This window comes from Ruegeria sp. HKCCA5839 (assembly GCF_013035585.1).
Classification (GTDB): domain Bacteria; phylum Pseudomonadota; class Alphaproteobacteria; order Rhodobacterales; family Rhodobacteraceae; genus Ruegeria.
On sequence record NZ_WQIE01000002.1, the window covers coordinates 18,763 to 38,634 of the forward strand.

Consider the following 19,872-nt stretch of genomic DNA (forward strand, 5'->3'; position numbering starts at 1 on the left):
GCAGGTCCTTCAATTCGAGTTTACGCTGGCGCCAAGCGCCTGCGCGGCATCCAGCGCGGATAGACGGGTCTGGGCGTTTTTCTCCCAATCTGACAGCGCAGCCTTTGCCGCATCCGGCAGGGCTTTGAGCTCGGTCAGTGCGGTTTCGATATCGCCGCCCGCCAAAGCGGCCTGAGCACGAGACAGGATCGCATCCGGGTCATCACCGTCCTGCGGTGTAACAGATCGCGCCCCCGTCTGGCGCTGCAGAAACGCGACGAGCCCGGTGCCCTTGTCCGCGTCGCGCGCATTCGCCAGAGCAGTACGTGCAGCGGGTTCGAACGATGTCCGCAACGCGGCCAACGTGGCTACGCCGCTTTGGGCAGATGTGGTCAGTGCATCCGGAACAGTCAGACCACCGGCCTGCAACTCAGTCACAAGATCTTCGTAGCTTTGGCCTGAGTCCAACCGCCCCTGCAGTCGGGTCAGAATGGCCGTGTTTGTGGCCGCGCGCGCTTCGGCAGCAGCCTTTGCCTCAAGCGCTTGCGCGTCCGAGACCATTTTCTCAACCTCAGCGCGTTGGGTAGCCAGCGAGTCCTGAAGCTTCTTCAGCTCTGCCTCATAAGCCGCCACAGCTTCCGCAGAGGCCCCTTCTGTGATCGGGCGCTTTTCCAGTTCGGCCAGGCGGTCGGCAAGCGGGTCGATCTGACCACTCAGCGCTTCGAGGCTGGACTTTACCGAACCCACATCGGTTTCAATCGGTGCAAGCTTGTCGCTCAACGCTGTGATCTGGCCGGTCAAAGCGGATGTATCCGGTCCGTCAGCCAGGGCTTTGGTCAAATTCTCGATCTGCGTCGCTTGGTCCGTCAGCTTGGCTTCCAACGTCGTCAATGCTTCGGAGTTGTCCGCTCCGCTTGATGAGATCAGCCCGCTGCTGCCGGCCCAAAGCCCAACCGCAGCAGCCACGGCACCACCAAGGAGCGCCGGAACAAACCCACCCCGCTTTTCAACCGTGCGTTCGACGATCTTTTCTTCGACCTGAGCTGCTTCGGTCACTTCAGCCGCCGCTTCGGCTTCGGCTTCGGCTTCGGCTTCGGCTTCGGCTTCGGCTTCGGCTTCGGCTTCGGCTTCGGCTTCGGCTTCGGCTTCGGAAGTCGCTTCTTCTATTGGCTGGTCTGCGTCAAGGCTTTCAGCGTCCGATGTCGACTCTGCATCAGCCTCGGAGGAATCGATCTCAACCTTGGGGTCTTCTACAGGGTCCTGATCGGATTTCTTTTTCCTGGCCACTGTCAAATTCCCCTTATCGATTCCCAAAACACCAGAACTACAGACAGAAACAAGTTAGACTGCCCCCGGCGCACCCTCAACCCGCATCGCATGTTTCACAAGCTTTTTAACGGCTTTCTGCATTTTCTTGGGTGTCGGCTGTTTTGCGATTTTCAAACGTGCATAGTCCAATGAATAAAGCGGCTCGGCGGCCGCTTCGCTGATGGCTGCCAGCCATAGCGGGGCCGTCCCCGTCCAGACATCGGCAAATTGTCGCGCCGTGCGGGGTGAGAATATCGGGGCGATGATCGGCATCTGACCCCGTGACGCCGCAATGGCCTCAACCGTCAGAGGCAGCAGGCGCTGTTGATAAATTGGTACCTCGCGCGTGGTTAGACCTAGCTCGGTCAAACGCTCGGCGATATTTCCACGCGTATGCTCGCCCCGCAGATGCAAAAGCGGGCTGTCGGGGCGGTCTTGCAGCAAGCTTGCCACCAATTCCTCGGCTGTAGACCCGGCCATTACTGCGTTCCAGCCTGCACCTTGGGCCGTCGCCGTGGTTGAAGGCCCGACGCAATAGGCCGGAAACTGACGCGGAATACCAAGGGACACCGCTGCGTTGACCGCGTTGGCCGAGGAAAAGATCAGCCCTTGCGTGCCAGAAATATCCACCGAAACATTCAAGGGTCGGATTTCCAACAAAGGCGAATGAATGACCGTAACGCGGGACCGGGTGCGTGTCGAAAGCTGCGCGACAAACCTGGTTGAGGCGGCGCGAGGGCGGGTCATCAACAAATACAACGTCTGGCGCCTTGGCCTTGAGGATTGTTTGCGTCCACGCAGGGTGATACCCCGCTGTGCAATCATGATGCAACGGATTGGACCGATGGTGCAAACACTTACCGTTTTGGGATTGGAGAGCAGCTGCGATGACACCGCTGCCGCCGTGGTGCGCCAATCTGACGGTGAACCGGTGCAGATCCTGTCTTCGATTGTCTATGGGCAGACCGAACTACACAGCGCCTTTGGCGGTGTTGTCCCCGAAATTGCGGCCCGGGCCCATGCCGAAAAGCTGGACACTTGCGTGATACAGGCCTTGGAGACCGCGGGCCTGTCCTTGCAGGATATGGACGCCATTGCGGTCACCGCAGGCCCGGGCCTGATTGGCGGCGTGATGTCGGGCGTTATGTGCGCCAAGGGGATCAGTGCAGCCACCGGCCTGCCCTTGGTCGGAGTGAACCATTTGGCAGGCCACGCCCTGACACCGCGTCTGACCGACGGGATCGCGTTTCCTTACCTGATGTTATTGGTCTCGGGCGGGCACTGCCAATATCTGGTTGCGTATAGTCCCGAGGAATTTACCCGACTGGGCGGCACCATCGACGACGCGCCCGGAGAGGCCTTTGACAAAACCGCGCGCCTGTTGGGCCTGCCACAACCCGGCGGGCCTTCGGTCGAGGCCGAGGCACGGTCAGGCGATCCCAAGAGGTTTCGTTTTCCCCGTCCGCTGCTGGACAGGCCCGGTTGTGATCTGTCTTTCTCAGGGCTGAAGACGGCGTTGTTGCGGATGCGTGATCAGATCGTTGCGGAAAAGGGCGGCCTGACCCGTCAGGACCGCGCCGATCTTTGTGCCGGGTTTCAGCAAGCGGTCGTGGACACTCTGGCCGAGAAAACGAGGCGCGCGATTGATCTGTATCTGGAGTATGACCCAACTGAACCAGTGATTGCGGTCGCGGGCGGTGTGGCGGCCAATTCGGCCATTCGCGACGCGTTAGAGACTATTTGCAGTGAAAAAGGCACTCGATTTACGGCACCTCCACTGGCGCTGTGTACTGATAACGCTGCCATGATCGCCTATGCGGGGCTTGAACGATTTCGCAATGGTGCACGCGACGGTCTGGATCTGACCGCGCGGCCGCGTTGGCCTTTGGATCAGACCAGCCCGGCGATGCTTGGCAGCGGCAAAAAGGGGGCCAAAGCATGAGCGTGTCGGTTCTGGGCGCAGGTGCGTTTGGTACAGCTCTGGCGATTTCACTGGCCCGGAATGGGCCGGTGACCTTGTGGGCGCGCGACCCCGAACACGCCCTGATGATGCAGGACGGGCGCAAGAACGCTGCGCGGCTTCCGGATGTCACGTTGCCGGACGGGATCACCGTGACATCTGGCATCGCCTTTGCGGCTGAAAGCGATACGCTGCTCGTCTCGGTCCCTATGCAGAGGTTACGCGCCGCTTTGCAGGATCATGCCCAGGTTTTGGCCGAAAAAACTCTAGTCGCCTGCTGTAAGGGGATAGAACTATCGACCGGGCTTGGACCGATAGCGGTGATTTCCGACGCAATCCCGACGGCGCGTCCTGCGCTTTTGACCGGCCCCAGCTTTGCCGATGACATTGCCCGCGGATTGCCCACTGCGCTGACACTCGCATGCGCCGATAACGCTCTGTGCACAGCGCTGCAATCCGAACTGACCACCGCTAACCTGCGCCTTTATCGCACAACAGACACTGTAGGTGCCGAACTGGGTGGAGCACTCAAGAACGTTATGGCCATCGGGTGCGGCGCTTGTATCGGCGACGGAATGGGTGAAAGCGCACGCGCGGCCCTGATGACCCGTGGTTTTGCCGAGATGCAGCGTTTTGCGCTTTTACGCGGTGCGCGGGTTGAAACCCTGATGGGTTTGTCGGGGTTGGGAGACATGGTTCTGACCTGCTCTTCCGAGCTGTCGCGGAACTACCGCTTTGGTCTGGCGCTGGGTCGTGGCGAAGCGTTTGACATCAACACAACCGTCGAAGGTGTGGCCACCGCCAAGGCCGTGGCCGAGATCGCCAAAGCCGAAGGTCTGGACATGCCGATCACGACAACTGTGGCGGAACTCAGCAGTGGCGCATACAGTGTCGCTGAAGCCATCCAATGGCTGCTCAATCGACCCCTGAAGGAGGAATAACATGCTGATCGCCCTGATCGCGCGCGACAAAGACGGCGCGCTGCAAACCCGGCTGGACAATCGTGCGGCGCACCTGGCCTATATCGAGGAAACGGGTGTTGTCTCGCAGGCCGGGCCGTTGCTGGACGGCGACGCCATGATCGGCTCTTTGATCATTCTCGACGTCGCGGATCTGGCCGCCGCGCAGGCCTGGGCCGACAATGACCCCTATGCCAAAGCCGGATTGTTCCAATCGGTCGAGTTGATCCCCTGGAAGAAGGTCGTTGGCTGATGGCCTATTGGTTGTTCAAATCCGAGCCATCAACCTGGAGCTGGGACCAGCAGGTGGCCAAGGGTGAGACCGGCGAAGAATGGGACGGTGTGCGCAACTATCAGGCCCGCAACTTCATGCGGCAGATGGCGGTCGGTGATCGAGGATTCTTTTATCACTCTCAGACGGAAAAAGCGGTGGTTGGCATCGTTGAGGTCTGTGCCGAGGCGCATCCCGACAGCACCACAGATGATGACCGCTGGGAATGCGTCGATATCAAGGCCGTGCGCGCCTTTGAGAAGCCAGTGACCCTGGATCAGATCAAGGCAGATGAACGGCTGGCCGAGATGGTGCTGGTCAAGAACTCTCGGCTGTCTGTGCAACCGGTGACTGATCAGGAATGGCAGGTGGTTTGCGCGCTGGGTGACACCAAACCAGACTGACTTCAACCTGCCCGATCCGGGCATTTCTTCTCAAAAGCTCTTAAAAATGCTATGTTTCCACAAGCTACGCCTGGTGGGGGTTTGTGGGCTTTTGTTTGCGTGACCGCGAATCTTTCTGTGGTGTTCGAGTGCGTGTTGGTCATTTCGAAAGCGTAAACCTGTGTCTGACGATCAAGACAGCGTTGAAGCAACGGAAGAGATTGTTGCCGAACTGACCTCCAAAAGCTGGGAGGCGCGGTTAGAGATCGCGCGCCAACAACGCGCCGAAGCCTTGGCACAGGCAGATGTATCGCAAACCTCTGAAAATAAAACTGAATTCCTGAGCGAGCCGCTTGAAGAGCAGTCTGCGCCCGCTCGCAGAAGCTCGCGGCTTGAACGTGTTGTCTACAAATATGCCCATGCTGATCAGGTCGCTACAAAAGCGAAAACTTGGGCGATCAACCGTATGTCATTGATCGTCTTGGGTGCGGTTTTGTGCGGTGCGTTCCTGCAATGGTCCGCAACGAAACTCATCGCGGGATGGGCCGAATCCCAAGAGCTTAGCGCGGTCGATTCCCGAGAATCGGTAGTGGAATCACCGGCTGCAATCGCCCACGTTTCCGCAATTCAGACTTCGGTTTTGGAACCGAAGAACCCTTCCGCTACAGGTGTCGATCCGCTGGATGATGATACTCCAGAGATCGCACTTTCTGTCGAAAAGTCTGACGCGACTTTACCGGCCCCAAACTTGGAACTGGACCAGCCACCTGAAGGCTTCCCGCAACTTGCAACACCGGTTATTCCGGAACCCGAAATGCAAGCCGCGATAGAGGCCTTGGTCATGTCCATTGATGAACCGGCCTATTCGTCAACCGAGGATTCCCAGCAAGGTCCGGATTTGTCTGTTCCCGAACCACCAAAGCCCGTCATTGACGTCGCGGTTTCCGTGTTTGTACCTGCTGGAGTGTCATCGGACATAAGCGCAGACGCGTTGGACGCGCTCAAAGGTGGACAAGCCGAAATCGTCGCGTCCGCACTGGTCGGATATTCCGTGAAACAGACACAGGTGCGGTTCTATCATCAAGCTGACGCCGAACGGGCCGGGCTTGCTGCAGAAGCACTGGGGGGAATCGCGCGCGACTTCACCAATGCAGCGTCAAAGACGCAGCCAGGGCATATCGAAGTCTATCTGGAAGGTCAGGGCGGAGGACGCACACGCAACCCGTCCCGCAGCATCGAACAATTCGTCACCCGGCTGGTGAACGAGTTTCGGTAAATGAAAGGGAAGGCCCTGACGGATCAGAACCTTCCCTACCCCCGCGTGCTCCCTACTCACCACACGCGTATGGAAATATCTGGTTCTGACCGTACTGGTCACGAACTGAACCTAGCCCATTTGAGCGCAGAATTTCAAAGGCTAAGTCTTTAAATTACAAATCAAATGCAAAGCGCCCGCCGAATTACGACGGGCGTCCAGTACCGAGCAGAAAATCAGCTGTAGACGGATTCTTTGCCGAAATGCTTGGTGAGCATGTAGTAGACAACGGCGCGATATTTATTGCGCTCGGACATGCCGTAGGTTTCCATCGCCTTGTTGATGCCTTCCATCAACTCGGGGCCATCTGCCAATCCAAGTTTCTTGATCAGAAAGTTGTTCTTGACCGTTTCCAACTCGGAGTCCTGGCTGGCGGCAACTGTGGCCGCATCCGCGTCATAGATCGCCGGACCGCAACCGATTGTAACCTTGGTCAGCAGGTCCATATCGGGGTCCATCCCACATTTGTCTTTCAGATCTTCTGCGTATTTTGCGATCAGTTCGTCGCGCTTGCCCATGTCCCAGTCTCCTTAATCCCAATTAGGCGGATGTCTTCGCCGATGGCGCGAAGCCTATCCGTGATCGTGAAATTCCCAAAAGGAAAAAAATCCGCGAATCCTCCCCCTTGGACAGACTCAAGCAAAATCCTGCTGGATAGGCTATCTGCAATATCCCCAACCCGGACCCTGCAGGTGGAAGTGATCAGCATGCAACCGGTTGAAATCAGGGCCAAGAACAACGCGAAACCAGCTGCAGCCCCCTTTCCAAATGCGCCTTAGAAATGCGGATTCCGGGGTGTCGCCGGGCCAGTCTTGCAACAGCGTCAGACTGCGCCCATCGGCAGTGTCCACGCCAATGATATCGATCGCATCAGCTCGGGCATGGCTGCTCCATCCGCTGTTTTCACCCTGGGCGGTACGCATGCGACGACAGTTATAGCTGCCCAAATGCCTCAGCCGCGTGATTTCAGTGTCCAAAATCTCGCGCGCCGCAGGTTGCACCACATGGTGCTCCCACATGGTAAGGCGCAGGGTGGTGGTACAACTGGTTTCCACCGGAGCAATGCGTGAGGTCATCAGATTTGACAGCAACCCTCGACCTGAGATGCCGCAGTTTTCATCAACAACCAGGTCCTCCATCGCGTCAAACACAACGCCTGCGTCCGACAGCGAGGCTCGGCATTGCGCCTCATCCGCCAGCGCGCGGTTCAACTGGTACTTTGTGATCGGCGTGACGGGCGCGGTCACCGACAAAGGGCGTAGCGGATTCCAATGGGCTGGCACCGGCGTTTCCGGATGCGCCAACAGCCACCATCCACCGCCGCCCAACAGGATGGCAACAACCGCAAGTCGGAAAACAAAAGACGCCGCCAAAATCAGAATTCGGCGGCGTCTTGGGCGTTCATTCATGCTGGAACAGGCTTAATAGCGGTAGTGTTCCGGCTTGTACGGACCTTCCGGCTTCACACCGATGTAAGCCGCCTGATCGCTGTCCATCTGGGTCAGTTTCACACCAATGCGGTCCAGATGCAGGCGGGCAACCTTTTCATCCAGATGTTTGGGCAGGATATAGACCTTGTTTTCGTACTGATCGCCTTTGGTGAACAGTTCGATCTGCGCCAGAACCTGGTTGGTAAACGAGGCCGACATCACAAAAGACGGGTGACCTGTGGCGTTGCCCAGGTTCAGCAGGCGGCCTTCGGACAGCAGGATGATACGGTTGCCCGAAGGCATCTCGATCATGTCCACCTGCTCCTTGATGTTGGTCCATTTGTGGTTCTTCAGGCTAGCCACCTGAATTTCGTTGTCGAAGTGACCAATGTTGCCGACGATGGCCATGTCCTTCATCGCGCGCATATGCTCGATGCGGATCACGTCCTTGTTGCCTGTGGTGGTGATAAAGATATCGGCGCTGTCGACCTCATCCTCCAGCAGCGTGACCTCGAACCCGTCCATCGCAGCTTGCAGCGCACAAATCGGGTCCACTTCGGTCACTTTCACTCGGGCACCGGCACCGCGCAGCGACGCGGCAGAGCCTTTGCCTACGTCTCCATAGCCGCAGACCACAGCAACTTTACCGGCCATCATCGTGTCGGTGGCGCGGCGGATACCGTCGACCAGCGATTCCTTACAGCCGTATTTGTTGTCGAACTTCGACTTGGTCACCGAGTCATTCACGTTGATCGCCGGGAACGGCAGATGGCCGTCTTTCACCAGCTGATACAGACGGTTCACACCGGTTGTGGTTTCTTCGGACACGCCCTGGATCTGGTCGCGCATCTTGGTGAACCAACCGGGGCTGGCAGCCATACGCTTGGCGATCTGCTTCTTGATCACCTCTTCCTCTTCCGAGCCCGGAACAGGGATGATGTCCTCACCCGCCTCGGCCCGTGCGCCCAGCAAGATATAGAGCGTGGCGTCGCCACCATCGTCCAGGATCATGTTCGGGCCGTCGTCGAACAGGAAGGATTTGTCCAGATAATCCCAATGCTCTTCCAGCGTCTGACCCTTGATGGCAAAGACCGGGATACCTGCGGCTGCAATCGCAGCCGCTGCGTGATCCTGGGTTGAGAAGATGTTACAGGACGCCCAGCGCACATCCGCGCCCAGCGCGACCAATGTTTCAATCAGAACAGCGGTCTGGATGGTCATGTGCAGGGATCCAACGATCCGCGCGCCTGACAAAGGCTTGCTTTCACCGTACTCTGCGCGCAACGCCATCAGGCCCGGCATTTCGGTTTCAGCGATATCAAGTTCTTTACGGCCGAACTCGGCCAGTGAAATGTCTTTGACGATATAGTCCCCGGCCATCAGGTACTCCATTCCGGTAAAGGTTAATCCGGTTTGCCCCTAGCATCCCTTTCGGGACGTGGCAACGCAGATGGCCGGAAACGGGAACTTATGTTGCCAATATCAGCTTGGTGTGCCTTCTACCTTGATTTTGGGTATGGCTTCGAAAAAATCGGTGCCAACCGAAACAATGCAGCTGATCCCATTCGCGTGGGTCACCAAAACGGTATAACTTCCCGTTTCCTCAGAGGTCCAAACCTCCATCACCGATTGCGCCCCGCGCGATTTCTGCAATCCTCCAAAGGCCAGCTGTTCCGAGTAACTGTCCTGCAACTTGGCGATCACCTGATCCCGCTGTGCGCAATTCTGCTGTGCAAAGGCAGGCGGGGCTGTGGCAGCCATTCCAAAGGCCAGGGCAATTCCAAACAAACGCTTAAACATAACTTGCTCCTTTCGATACGCGTTTACGGTTCGAGAGGGGCACACCACGAAGGGCTTGGCGCCCCCCTTGATGTCTATGTCGGGACCACCTTGGATCGATTCAAAGCACGAAAGCTCAAGAAATCGTTGGCAGCGGGTGATCCGAATAGGTAAATCTTAGCACAAAATTGCGCGATCCGCGCGGGGGCACTTGAAGGGCATGGTATAATGGCAACACAACCCAGGGCGTGGCAACGAATGTTATCGGGCCGCCGGCTGGATCTGCTGGACCCAACCCCGGTGGATATCGAGATCGAAGATATCGCGCATGGCCTGGCCTTTGTGGCCCGTTGGAACGGGCAAACGGGCGGAGATTTTGCCTATTCCGTGGCCGAACACTCCTTATTGGTTGAAGAACTGTTTGGCCGTATCGCACCAAACGCGCCGATTAAATGGCGGCTGGCGGCCTTGTTACACGACGCCCCCGAATATGTGATCGGCGATATGATCTCACCGGTCAAATCCGCCGTCGGCCCCGACTATGGCGCACTGGACGACCGCCTGGCCGCCGCCATCCACATCCGTTTTGGCCTGCCCGCCGAGGTACCAAAGTCAGTGAAACGTCAGATCAAGAAAGCTGACAAGATCAGCGCCTGGATGGAAGCCACCCAGATCGCCGGGTTCTCCGAGGCCGAGGCGACCAAGTTTTTCGGCCGCCCAGATAAAGCGGTGATGGAGGGATTGAGGATTACGCTACGGCCACCGGTCGAGGTGAGGAAAGCTTATGTGGCACGGCATCACGTATTGATAAGTTCTCTCTAGATGACCTGATTTCCACGAATAACGGCTCTGAGCTCCGAAAAACGTTTCTTGACCATTCCATCTGGTAGGTCCGTGATGTGTTCAATCTACGATACAAAACGAGTTCTGCGTTGGCGACAAATCTGCTCGCTCTTTCAATGAAACCAGAAACGATCATTCGCCTTGTTGCTTAGCCTGCACCAGTGTCACCTGCGGGCTAACGATACCATCGGATACATCGCCAATATCGTTTTCGTAGTAGCGATCCGTTATAACGTCAGGCCTCCGGGCAATCTGTTTCATCAGATTGACAGGAAAAAACGTCACTTCCACATCCGTAAAACCAGGAATCTGCCGTAGTATTGAAGATGTCGATCGCGCGCAGAACGCCCCTAATACAGAGCCCTTGTTGGTTACCAACTCCAGCGCGAGTTCTGCCTGAGCGGGGGAAACAACAATCTCCTGGCTTACGATATGATGAGTGCTGCGCGCATGGGCGCTTTTATATGCAGCCACCCAAGCGGGGGTCATGCCGTAGAGCACGTCACCGCGCTCTACTATATCAAAATGCTTGAACGAGCCTGCGGGGTCAAAGATGACCTGCTGCGATCCGCTCACCATGAGTGCCGTGTGACCGCCGCTTTCACTATTGTTGCTGATCACTGTGAATAGCGTCAACTTGGGTGGTCCCTCGGGAACATAGGCAGAAGAGGCTGCAAATTGCTCACGAGACGCTTCTAAGGGTCTTGAGACAGCGCAGGCAGCCAACAGAACAAGCATACTAACGGTTAAGACGATCCTCCGCATACATCCCTCTCGGGCAATTCGAATGGTGGTCAAGAACAACCTCAAGTAAATGAGAACAAAAATTCTCATCCTCCGACGCTAGGAAGACCACCTTAAACCATCAAACTTTATCTGGACGCTGGTCCCATTTCGTTAAGGTTTGATGTGATTCCGACACATAAACTCAATATTCGATCATTACCCGTTTTCGGCTAATTTATTGTGGCGGCTTTGTCCGCGTACCGCACGAACGTCCGGCTGACCCGTTCTGCGCATGTGAAACGACGTCAATCGACCGCTTCGAGCCCAGCTTGGCCAATGCTGCGCGATACCCCAATGACCGCAACGCGGGGGCAAGCAGACTTTGGAAAGACCGACTGCAGACCCAATGCGTCTGTATAGAAATAGTCATGAAACCGCGTCAGCTCCAACGATCAATGACATTCGCATCTCGCGTGGCTTTATAAGCTTGAAACTCCCGTAGGCCCGAGAGATGAAACCTGCTTCTTTGAGTTGACCGAGATGTAATGCATTCGTAGACCGCGCAAGGTTCGAAAGGTGAGCGAGGTCGGACCGTGTCGCATCAACTTCGGGCTGCCGATCAAAAAGATTGTCCTTCACACGCACATCTGCGAGCCGCAAGAGAAAAATAGTGAAGCGCTGAGTCGATCAGAAGATGCGGCGGGCCGCTTCCCGCCACGATATTGAAGATTCACATTCAGCGTTCCTTGACGGCGGCACAGGGTACAGAAATCAGGCACTGCACAGTCCAAGCCATTCAGCCGTAGGTGAATACCCACGAAGCCCGTGTTTTGCCTCAGCGGCAACCCGACAAAACCTTCAGGGTCAAACACGCTTGGAATGCGGATTCGCTGAAACTGTAGCGACGGTCGCGCTTGCCTTAAGGTAGCGGTGTCCAATCCACCTCAGTGTCAAACCAGATCGAGAGCAATCCTCGTGTTTTCAATGCGGCATTGCACGAAGGCCAGTTCCCGGTCTTCTACTTCGTCCGGGCCCAACTGGTCGTATCTCTTAGCTATCATGCTGCATTCATGAGGTGAATCCTTCAGCCCATTTGTGCAGCAAAGCAGCTTGGCTCCAGAATTGGCGACCCGTCAGTTGGGAGAGAATCACGATTCTAGGCATTCGGATTCCGGTAAGGAATCAGGCGATTTCATGACAAAGAATCGACCAAACCGCCAAATCTTTCAATCTAAGCGTGTATTTCTCCGTGGTTTGGAGGATGCGGCGCCCTGAACGCGGGACCTAACCTTGTGGAAGGCTCCGTCGGTATGGAGGGGGTTAGAACGCCGCGAATTTGGGCGGCATCCATGAGTAACTAGTGAGTTAACTAGGAGAGTATGATGTTGAAGCTTTATGTAATGATGAAGACCATGGCACGTGACGAAAACGGCGCGACCATTGTGGAATATGGCGTCGCTCTGACAATCGTCACGGCGATTGCAGTTGCTACCCTGACTGCTTTGGGCAACGACGTTAACGCTCAGTTCACAGACGCTGAAACCCTGATGTAATGAACTGACCGAAGACAAAGCACGCGGTGCGCTCAGCCCCGCGTGCTTATCGTCCCGGAATATTTTCTTGATCCGCTGGCAAAGTGCAACCGCTCAGATCGGTTCATTCGATAAACGCCAGGAAATAGCTGAAGGAGCACCAGATGAGACTCTCTGCCATTTTCACAGCATTGACGGGCCTTGTCGTAGCCGGAGGGTCCGTTTACGTCGCTCGGGATTACATTCAATTCGATACACAGTCCGCAAATGTCGAGGCCGAGAGCGAGATGGTGAGCGTGGTCGTTGCATCGCGCGATATTTCGTTTGGCGAAGAAATCGAGCCCGGCGCGTTGACGACCATTGACTGGCCCCGTGGTGCTTTACCCGTGGGCGTCTTTACAGATTACGACAACCTGATTGCGGCGGCCAGCATGCCGTCCCGTCGCGCCCGTCGCGCAATTGCTCAGGGTGAACTGATCCTGAACAACAAGGTTTCCGACTTTGGTGAAAAGGTCACCATCGTTCAGACGCTGGGTGCAGATCATCGCGCCATGGCCATTGAAGTTGATGCCGAAACCGCCGTTGGAGGCTTTGTCACCCCGGGTGATCGGGTCGATGTGGTAATGACCACTGGCGAAAAAAGAGACATGCACGCCGTCACCATTTTGCAAAACATCAGAGTCATTGGTGTTGATCAGGAATCTGACGAACAGACCGACCAACCCGTTGTTGCGCGTACGGTCACTGTTGCTGTTACCCCGGATCAAGTACAGCGCCTTGCTCTGGCGCAGCGTGCCGGTCGGCTGAGCCTGACCTTGCGGTCCATTGATGACACAGAAGACAAGGCGCTGACCATGACGCGGCTGAACGATCTTCTGATTGATGAACCGGTTGTTGCGCAGGACATCAAAGAACCGGTGCGCAAAACGATAATCCGGGTCCGCCGCGGCACCGAAGTGACAGAATCCGTCATCAACTGAATCGACCAAGGAAGGTTTCGACCGTGTCCCTCGCGCAATTCATACGTCAATTCCGTAGCTCCGAAGACGGCGCGATCCTGGTCTTTGTCGCGGTGGCCCTGTCGGTCATGATCGGAATGGCCGCCCTTGCATTCGACATTGGTCGGGTGACCACCACTCAGTCGGAATTGCAGAGCTTTGCGGACAATGTTGCCCTTGCGGCTGCGGGGGAACTCGATGCTCGCCCGGATTCAATCACCCGCGCCACAAATGCGGCTGCGAACATGATCCGCGACCGTCAAAGCTTTGGCGTTCGGAACAAGGATCAGCTGTTGTCAGGCGCTACGGATTACCAGCTGCGGTTTTACGAAAACCCGCCGACAACTGCGACTGATCCCGCTCAACCCGCGCAACTGCTGGATTCGACCGATCCGGCCAGCGGACCGAAAGCTGCATTCGTTCGGGTGACCGTCGATACGCACGAGGTCGGTACTCCGCTCGCAGCGGCAGCGGCGGCTTTGTTGGGCAATGCGCAGCCCTTCTCGAGCGTCAATGCCGAGGCTGTGGCAGGGTTCACCCTGATGGCCTGCGACATCACCCCTATGTTCATTTGCCTGCCGCAACCTAGCCTCGATCTGACCGAAGGCCAGTTGGTTAGGATGGTAAGTCAGGGCGGCAATGGCCATTGGGGGCCCGGAAATTTTGGTTTTCTGTCTTCTAATCAGACTCTGGCCATCGACACGTCTGGTGCCTGCGAACCTGCACCAAACGGTCAGGAAGATTCTTGTGCTCTGGCCGCATCGCGCGCTGTTTCCATGTGCTTCAGCCAAAGAGGCGTTGAAACCAGACCGGGTCTGAGCGTGGGCAACATGGTGGCTGGCTTTAACACACGTTTCGACCGGTTTGAATCCAGCGCCAAGCAGTTCCGCAACGGCTCGCGCTACGACGTCGACAATTTCGCCTCTTCTCCGCATGTCCTGGACGGTTGGATCACAGCAGGTAACGGAAACAACTGCACCAGCCAGCAGTCGCCCACTTATGATGCGAACGGGATCCTTGATCCGGCCGCGACCGTTGGGCTGCCGCTTGACGATTGTTTTGCCAGCGGCACTTGCCCGACGCCTCGTATCGGCAACGGCGTGTTCACTACTGGTCTTAACGAATACCTGACGATCAACTATGGCGCAGATTTCAGCGGCCCTGTCCCAACCGGTATTCCGTCATGGTTCCCGACTGGTGGCACCCGCTATGACATCTACAATGCTGAGGTCACCAACCAGGCCGCTCTGGAAGCTATCCTGAACGCCGGTGGTAAAGCTGAAAGCAGCATGCCTTCATGCCAACCGCCTTCTACCGGTCGTGCTGATCCTACGCGCCGTGTCATCACCGTCGCCGGTATCGATTGCGCAACGTTTGCAGACGAGCTTAACGGCGGATCGGGTACGATTCCGGTCACCAGTTTCATAGAGATGTTTCTGATCCGCCCCTCTGAATCCGGCAGCACCGGTGCCAACGCGGTCATCTATGGTGAAGTCATTCAGACCGTATCGGACGGCGTTGGCGGAGCCGGAGTCGGCGGCATCGTTCACGATCTGGTTCAGCTTTACGAGTAATGATCATGTTTGGTGCATCCCGTCATATCAGAATGACCCTCAACCGGTTCCGCAATGACCAGTCCGGCGCGGCGTTGGTCGAATTCGCGATCCTTTTGCCGATCCTGTTAGTGACATTTGCGCTAATCGTCGAAGGGGGACGGATTTTCTGGTCCTATCAAAATGCGATCACGGGGGTTCGGGACACTGCCCGTTATGTTGGCCGGATCGCCCCGTCGGACCTGTGCACTGCTTCGCCAAGCGCTGCTATCGGCGATTTTCAAGCCGCTGTATCAAACACTTTGACGTCGCTTTCGACCACCGACATTGCCGTAGGTCTAGACTCTCTGTCCCTCGAATGCGTTGGCAACGCAGGTGAATACCGCGTTTCGCCCACACCGGTAGCCGTACTGACCGCGTCACTGACGATTTCAAATCTGCCATTCACGCCCCTGTTCCAACTGGTCGGAGGCTCGACAGCGACGCAGATCCAAACCACGATCACAGATCGCAGCCGGGTGTTTGGACCATGACCCGCCGCATTCACAAGATAACCCGCGAAATGTCGCGACTTGGCCGTCAGGAAGATGGGTCGACGATCACTGAGCTTGCCTTTGTCCTGCCGTTGTTCCTTTTGATTTTCCTGGGCCTGATAGACTTCGGCAGATTGGCCTTCCACTATGTGGCTGCCGAAAAAACAGCACAGGTCGCCGCTCGGATGGCTGCAGTGATGCCACCCGCATGTGGCGGTGTTCCAACAACCAACAGCCGCGGCACCTATACCGATATCACCGGCCCTCGGTTCGGAACCAATTGCAGTTTCGCATCCGGCGTTTGTGTTGAACCGGTCGCAACCGTATGCACCGGAGCGGCGCCCGCGAATGCAGCGGCGCAGACCACCGTGACCGACATCTGGAACATGCTTCAGTTTGCCGTTCCCAACGATCCCATCGCAACTTTTGACGAAAGCAACGTCACGTTCACTTACGAGTTCGACCCGGAAATGAATTTCCTGGGTGGCCCTTATGTACCGATGGTCACGGTGACAATCGAAGAACTTCCATTCCGGTTCGTCTCTCCGTTGGGTTCGATCGCAGCGCTGGTTTTGGGCGGCTCAACGCCACAAACCGATGCGCTGACCACCGCGACAACGGGCTTCAAAATATTTTCCGACTTTAGCGCAACCCTTCCTGGTGAAGACCTCGCCAGCGGAGTCAACGGTTGAATTTCTAATCATGGGAGCTGAAGAATGACGCAAAAATCATTAGCCCTAATCTCTGACAATGAGGCGATTAAGAATTCAGTCGCCCAGGCCGTCGACCGGTTCGACGATCTTTCGCTAGAGACACATTCCGGGACCTTGTCTTCGGTAAACGGTCGCGCCTGTGATCTGATGGGTAACAATGACCTGCTGGTGTTCAGCTTTTCAGGCGAATTGGATCTGGAAACTGTCAGCGATCTTCGTCGCAGCGCCGGTTCGCGCGGTACCTTGTTGGCACTTAGCGACGGTGACATCTCATTGACCGAAGCGCGTGCGCTGAACAAATCGGGTGTGGATGAGATTCTGCCCTATCCCATCGGGCAGGACGAACTGGCCGAACAGATTCAACGTCTGACGGTCGACAAGTCTTTGCTGCCGACCATTTACTCGCCGCAACCGCAGCGGCTGGGACAGATCATCAGCGTATGCCCGGCCCGTGGTGGCATCGGTGCGTCGACGTTGTCCATCAACCTGGCCGACCAGTTGCAGGGGTATTCCGGCATCTTCCGGAAAAAGACGCGAAACAAGGTCGCCGTCGTAGATCTGGATTTGCAATTCGGCACGGTCGCGACGTCCTTGGACTTGCAGCCTTCTTCCGGGCTTTTGAGAATGGCCCAGGATGGGGTCATGCCGGACCGGACGTTCCTTCAGCAATCTCTGGTGCAACATGCGTCCGGTTTGGAAGTCTTGAGCGCGCCCGAGGAATTCATTCCTCTGGATGTTCTGACACGCGAACAGGTCAGCGCGTTGATCGAGACTCTGCGTTTGGAATTCGACTTTGTCGTCATCGATCTGCCTCGTGTACTTGTCGATTGGCTGGGCGCAGTTGTGACCGCGTCCGACCGGATGCTGATGGTGGGCGACAGCTCGGTCTCTTCGGTGCGTCAAGCCTGCCGTTTGATTGAATTCTTCTCAAAAGAGCGGCTCGAACCTCCGGTTGAGATCGTCATAAGCCAGGAAACAAAACCGACATTCCGGTCAAGCCAACATGTCGAGGCCCAAAAGGCGCTGGAACGCGAATTGGGCTTTTGGCTGCCAAGCGACGCGCGCCACGCAAAGCAGGCGCTAGATCGGGGTCAACTGCTATCGCAGGCCTCAGGCAGCTGTGCCTTGTCGAAGGCGATCCGCACAATGGGTCGGAAAATCATGAATGAAGCCATGGTCAGCAAAACCGACCTCAAAAACAACGCAGCCTAATTGGAGTCAAAGGGATGTTTGAAAAGTTTACACGCGCCGGGCGAACCAATGAGGCCGAAGTCATTCAGCTGAACCAGCATGCTGATCAAATGGCCAAGGACATTCAGCCAGACACTATAACGGAAGATACCGAACTCGCAGACTGGCTTGAGCTAAAAAGCACGTTGCACGAGGCTTTGCTGGAACGGTTGAACCTTTCCGTGATAGAAAAGGTGGAAAAGGACGTGCTACGGCGCGAAGTCGCCGGGGTCGTTGGAGGTGCTCTGTCCCAAACTGGCAGGCCGCTGAATACCGAAGACTTCAACCGCATCGTCGAAGAACTTCTGGACGAAATTCTGGGTTTTGGCCCATTGGAGCCGTTGCTGGCCGATCCAACGATCAATGACATTCTGGTTAACGGTTATCAGACGGTCTATGTCGAACGCTCGGGTCTACTGGAACGCGTGCCGGTGCGGTTCCGCGATGAAAAGCACCTGCTGCGGGTTATCGACAAGATCGTCAGCAAGATCGGGCGGCGTGTCGATGAACGGCAGCCTTGGGTGGATGCCCGGCTGGAAGATGGCAGCCGTGTCAACGCAATCATCCGCCCCTGTTCGATTGATGGCCCCAGCGTTTCAATCCGTAAATTCGCGCAGTCAAAACTGACGATGGAAAAGCTGGTCGCAAGTGGGGCTCTGAACGATGCCGCCGCGCGGTTCCTGCAAGCGCTGGTATACGCGCGCCTGAACGTTCTGATCGCCGGCGGGACGGGGTCGGGGAAGACAACGATGTTGAACGCCCTGTCTTCGTATATCGACCATGGCGAGCGTGTTGTCACCATTGAAGACGCAGCAGAGCTGCAACTCCAGCAGGAGCACGTTGTGCGACTGGAAACACGCCCGCCATCTCCGTCTGGCGACGGCCAGGTCATTCAGCGTGATCTGGTGCGCAACGCGCTGCGTATGCGCCCCGACAGGATTATTGTCGGTGAGGTTCGCGGAGCGGAGACCTTCGACATGCTTCAGGCCATGAACACGGGGCATGACGGCTCGATGACGACTGTACATGCGAACTCGGCACGCGATTCATTGGGCCGCTTGGAGCAGATGGTCACGATGACGGGTATCGAATTTCCCGCCGCAGCCATTCGATCCCAGATCGCGTCGGGGCTGCACTTTATTGTGCATCTGTCGCGGTTGGCGGATGGGTCGCGCCGCGTCACCAGCATTTCGGAAATAACCGGGATGGAAGGTGAGATCATCACGATGCAAGACATCTTCGTGTTCCAGAAGGAAGGCCGCGCGGAAAGCGGCGAGGTGCTTGGTCGGTTTGTTCCCACCGGGATTCGCCCGAAATGCTATGACATGCTCACCGCTGCTGGCGTCGATCTCGAACCCGAGACTTTCCGAGTATCAGGAGGCTGAAGCATGACCAGTATTAACACAGCCGAACTTCTTAACTATCTGACGCTGGCTTGCGTCTTCGTCGGAATGTTCATGCTGATTACCGGTGTGTTCCACTTTGCCCGTCGCGGTGAAAACCACGCCGAGGCCCGCAACCGACGAATGCGCATGGTCCGGCAAGGCGTTACTGATGAAGATCGGCTCGCCTTGCTGCTTCCCGAGACCCAGACAGGGTTTTTTGCGAAGATCCCGTTTTTTGGGAACTTGCCGGATACACTAGTTCAGGCGGGACTGCATGTTTCAGCTAAGAATTTTGTGCTGCTTTGCCTGTTTGGCACCTTGGCGATCGCAACCGTCGGTATGATGTTTCTGCCGCCCTGGCAGGCGGCCCCGATCGCACTCATCATAGGTGTGCTTATGCCTGCTTTGGTGGTGAAATCGCGACAGACTGAACGCCAAAAAGCTTTGACCAGTCAGTTGCCCGATGCGCTAGAGCTAATGGCGCGAGGCCTGAAAATTGGCCACCCGGTCAACACCTCGATCAAAGCCGTTGCGGACGAGATGCAAGACCCTATCGGGACCGAGTTCGGCATCATTTTCGACCAGATCAGTTTTGGCGACGAATTGCCCGACGCGGTTCAGGACTTTGCTGACCGAGTCGGTTCGGAAGATGCACAGTACCTGGCGGCAAGCATGGCAATCCAACACGGCACAGGTGGCGATCTGGAGCGGATCGTGTCCGTTCTGGCCACCGTTGTCAGACGGCGCATTGCATTGCGTGCGCGGATAAAGGCTATTTCCGCAGAAGGGCGCCTGTCCGGGTTTCTTCTGTCGATCATTCCGCTGGTGATCATGGGGGTAATGTCGATCAACGCACCGGGATATTACACCGATATCAGTGACGATCCCGCATTCATCAAACTTGCTGTGCTGGTTGTCGTTCTGATGGTCTCGAACGTAATCATCCTGCACAAACTCGTCAATTTCCGTATCTGA

At 56.6% G+C, this 19,872-nt stretch carries 22 protein-coding genes and 1 pseudogene; 14 read left to right on the forward strand and 9 right to left on the reverse strand.

The features are described from left to right. Positions 1-9 precede the first annotated feature (9 nt). Positions 10-1,266 carry a COG4223 family protein gene (locus GOV38_RS22190; RefSeq protein WP_254453164.1) on the reverse strand — a complete coding sequence of 419 codons (1,257 nt, stop codon included), beginning with the start codon at positions 1,264-1,266 and terminating at the stop codon, positions 10-12. Between the two features lie 54 nt (positions 1,267-1,320). After that, the gene (locus tag GOV38_RS05655; RefSeq protein WP_254430501.1) at positions 1,321-1,929 is read right to left on the reverse strand and encodes a uroporphyrinogen-III synthase; all 609 of its coding nucleotides are present in this window, start codon (positions 1,927-1,929) and stop codon (positions 1,321-1,323) included. 202 nt (positions 1,930-2,131) lie between these two features. On the opposite strand from GOV38_RS05655, the gene tsaD reads away from it, so the two are divergent. The 5 genes from tsaD (at position 2,132) to GOV38_RS05680 (ending at position 6,136) form a co-directional block, all read left to right on the forward strand. After that, the gene (gene tsaD, locus GOV38_RS05660) at positions 2,132-3,229 is read left to right on the forward strand and encodes a tRNA (adenosine(37)-N6)-threonylcarbamoyltransferase complex transferase subunit TsaD (protein ID WP_171208399.1); all 1,098 of its coding nucleotides are present in this window, start codon (positions 2,132-2,134) and stop codon (positions 3,227-3,229) included. Next, entirely contained in the window at positions 3,226-4,188 is a 963-nt protein-coding gene (locus tag GOV38_RS05665; protein ID WP_171208400.1) for an NAD(P)H-dependent glycerol-3-phosphate dehydrogenase, read from the forward strand. Before tsaD ends, GOV38_RS05665 begins: the two co-directional genes overlap by 4 nt. Before the next feature lies 1 nt (position 4,189). Then, positions 4,190-4,459, forward strand: a complete 270-nt coding sequence (locus tag GOV38_RS05670; protein ID WP_171208401.1) for a YciI family protein — start codon at positions 4,190-4,192, stop codon at positions 4,457-4,459. Beyond that, positions 4,459-4,881, forward strand: coding sequence for an EVE domain-containing protein (locus tag GOV38_RS05675; RefSeq protein WP_171133821.1), 423 nt, complete (start codon positions 4,459-4,461; stop codon positions 4,879-4,881). The genes GOV38_RS05670 and GOV38_RS05675 overlap by 1 nt, the downstream gene beginning before the upstream one ends. 160 nt (positions 4,882-5,041) lie before the next feature. Beyond that, on the forward strand, positions 5,042-6,136 hold the full coding sequence (locus GOV38_RS05680; RefSeq protein WP_171208402.1) for a hypothetical protein: 1,095 nt from the start codon (positions 5,042-5,044) through the stop codon (positions 6,134-6,136). A 215-nt stretch (positions 6,137-6,351) separates the two neighbouring features. On the opposite strand, the gene GOV38_RS05685 is transcribed toward GOV38_RS05680, so the two are convergent. The 4 genes from GOV38_RS05685 to GOV38_RS05700 form a co-directional block, all read right to left on the reverse strand. Then, the gene (locus GOV38_RS05685; protein WP_171097326.1) at positions 6,352-6,693 is read right to left on the reverse strand and encodes a DUF2853 family protein; all 342 of its coding nucleotides are present in this window, start codon (positions 6,691-6,693) and stop codon (positions 6,352-6,354) included. A gap of 141 nt (positions 6,694-6,834) precedes the next feature. Continuing rightward, complete coding sequence (locus tag GOV38_RS05690; protein ID WP_171208403.1) at positions 6,835-7,584, reverse strand: extensin family protein; 750 nt, start codon at positions 7,582-7,584, stop codon at positions 6,835-6,837. A gap of 12 nt (positions 7,585-7,596) precedes the next feature. Beyond that, the gene (ahcY, locus tag GOV38_RS05695) at positions 7,597-8,985 is read right to left on the reverse strand and encodes an adenosylhomocysteinase (protein WP_171133818.1); all 1,389 of its coding nucleotides are present in this window, start codon (positions 8,983-8,985) and stop codon (positions 7,597-7,599) included. A gap of 102 nt (positions 8,986-9,087) precedes the next feature. Continuing rightward, on the reverse strand, positions 9,088-9,405 hold the full coding sequence (locus GOV38_RS05700) for a hypothetical protein (protein WP_171097331.1): 318 nt from the start codon (positions 9,403-9,405) through the stop codon (positions 9,088-9,090). A 207-nt stretch (positions 9,406-9,612) separates the two neighbouring features. Here GOV38_RS05700 and GOV38_RS05705 point away from each other — a divergent pair, with 207 nt between their 5' ends. Beyond that, positions 9,613-10,206 carry an HD domain-containing protein gene (locus tag GOV38_RS05705; RefSeq protein WP_171097334.1) on the forward strand — a complete coding sequence of 198 codons (594 nt, stop codon included), beginning with the start codon at positions 9,613-9,615 and terminating at the stop codon, positions 10,204-10,206. A gap of 153 nt (positions 10,207-10,359) precedes the next feature. Here the strand turns inward: GOV38_RS05705 and GOV38_RS05710 are convergent, their stop codons facing one another. The 3 genes and pseudogenes from GOV38_RS05710 to GOV38_RS05720 all read right to left on the reverse strand — a co-directional run. Beyond that, positions 10,360-10,863, reverse strand: coding sequence for a hypothetical protein (locus GOV38_RS05710; protein WP_371808506.1), 504 nt, complete (start codon positions 10,861-10,863; stop codon positions 10,360-10,362). A gap of 516 nt (positions 10,864-11,379) precedes the next feature. After that, on the reverse strand, positions 11,380-11,598 hold the full coding sequence (locus GOV38_RS22535; protein ID WP_171208405.1) for a hypothetical protein: 219 nt from the start codon (positions 11,596-11,598) through the stop codon (positions 11,380-11,382). A 34-nt stretch (positions 11,599-11,632) separates the two neighbouring features. Continuing rightward, positions 11,633-11,938, reverse strand: a pseudogene (locus GOV38_RS05720) (transposase); the annotation flags it as partial. A gap of 397 nt (positions 11,939-12,335) precedes the next feature. Between GOV38_RS05720 and GOV38_RS05725 the strand changes: the two are divergent. The 8 genes from GOV38_RS05725 (at position 12,336) to GOV38_RS05760 (ending at position 19,872) form a co-directional block, all read left to right on the forward strand. After that, positions 12,336-12,506, forward strand: a complete 171-nt coding sequence (locus tag GOV38_RS05725; protein ID WP_171097742.1) for a Flp family type IVb pilin — start codon at positions 12,336-12,338, stop codon at positions 12,504-12,506. Positions 12,507-12,649: 143 nt separating this feature from the next. Further along, entirely contained in the window at positions 12,650-13,465 is an 816-nt protein-coding gene (cpaB, locus tag GOV38_RS05730; RefSeq protein ID WP_171208407.1) for a Flp pilus assembly protein CpaB, read from the forward strand. 23 nt (positions 13,466-13,488) lie between these two features. Further along, positions 13,489-15,057: a Tad domain-containing protein gene (locus GOV38_RS05735; protein WP_171208408.1), complete on the forward strand. Its 1,569-nt coding sequence runs from the start codon at positions 13,489-13,491 to the stop codon at positions 15,055-15,057. A 5-nt stretch (positions 15,058-15,062) separates the two neighbouring features. Then, positions 15,063-15,569 carry a TadE/TadG family type IV pilus assembly protein gene (locus GOV38_RS05740; RefSeq protein ID WP_171097747.1) on the forward strand — a complete coding sequence of 169 codons (507 nt, stop codon included), beginning with the start codon at positions 15,063-15,065 and terminating at the stop codon, positions 15,567-15,569. Then, complete coding sequence (locus tag GOV38_RS05745; RefSeq protein WP_171208409.1) at positions 15,566-16,261, forward strand: TadE/TadG family type IV pilus assembly protein; 696 nt, start codon at positions 15,566-15,568, stop codon at positions 16,259-16,261. The genes GOV38_RS05740 and GOV38_RS05745 overlap by 4 nt, the downstream gene beginning before the upstream one ends. Before the next feature lie 24 nt (positions 16,262-16,285). Beyond that, positions 16,286-17,494 carry an AAA family ATPase gene (locus tag GOV38_RS05750; RefSeq protein WP_171097751.1) on the forward strand — a complete coding sequence of 403 codons (1,209 nt, stop codon included), beginning with the start codon at positions 16,286-16,288 and terminating at the stop codon, positions 17,492-17,494. 14 nt (positions 17,495-17,508) lie between these two features. After that, complete coding sequence (locus tag GOV38_RS05755; RefSeq protein ID WP_171208410.1) at positions 17,509-18,897, forward strand: CpaF family protein; 1,389 nt, start codon at positions 17,509-17,511, stop codon at positions 18,895-18,897. A gap of 3 nt (positions 18,898-18,900) precedes the next feature. After that, positions 18,901-19,872: a type II secretion system F family protein gene (locus tag GOV38_RS05760; protein WP_171097755.1), complete on the forward strand. Its 972-nt coding sequence runs from the start codon at positions 18,901-18,903 to the stop codon at positions 19,870-19,872.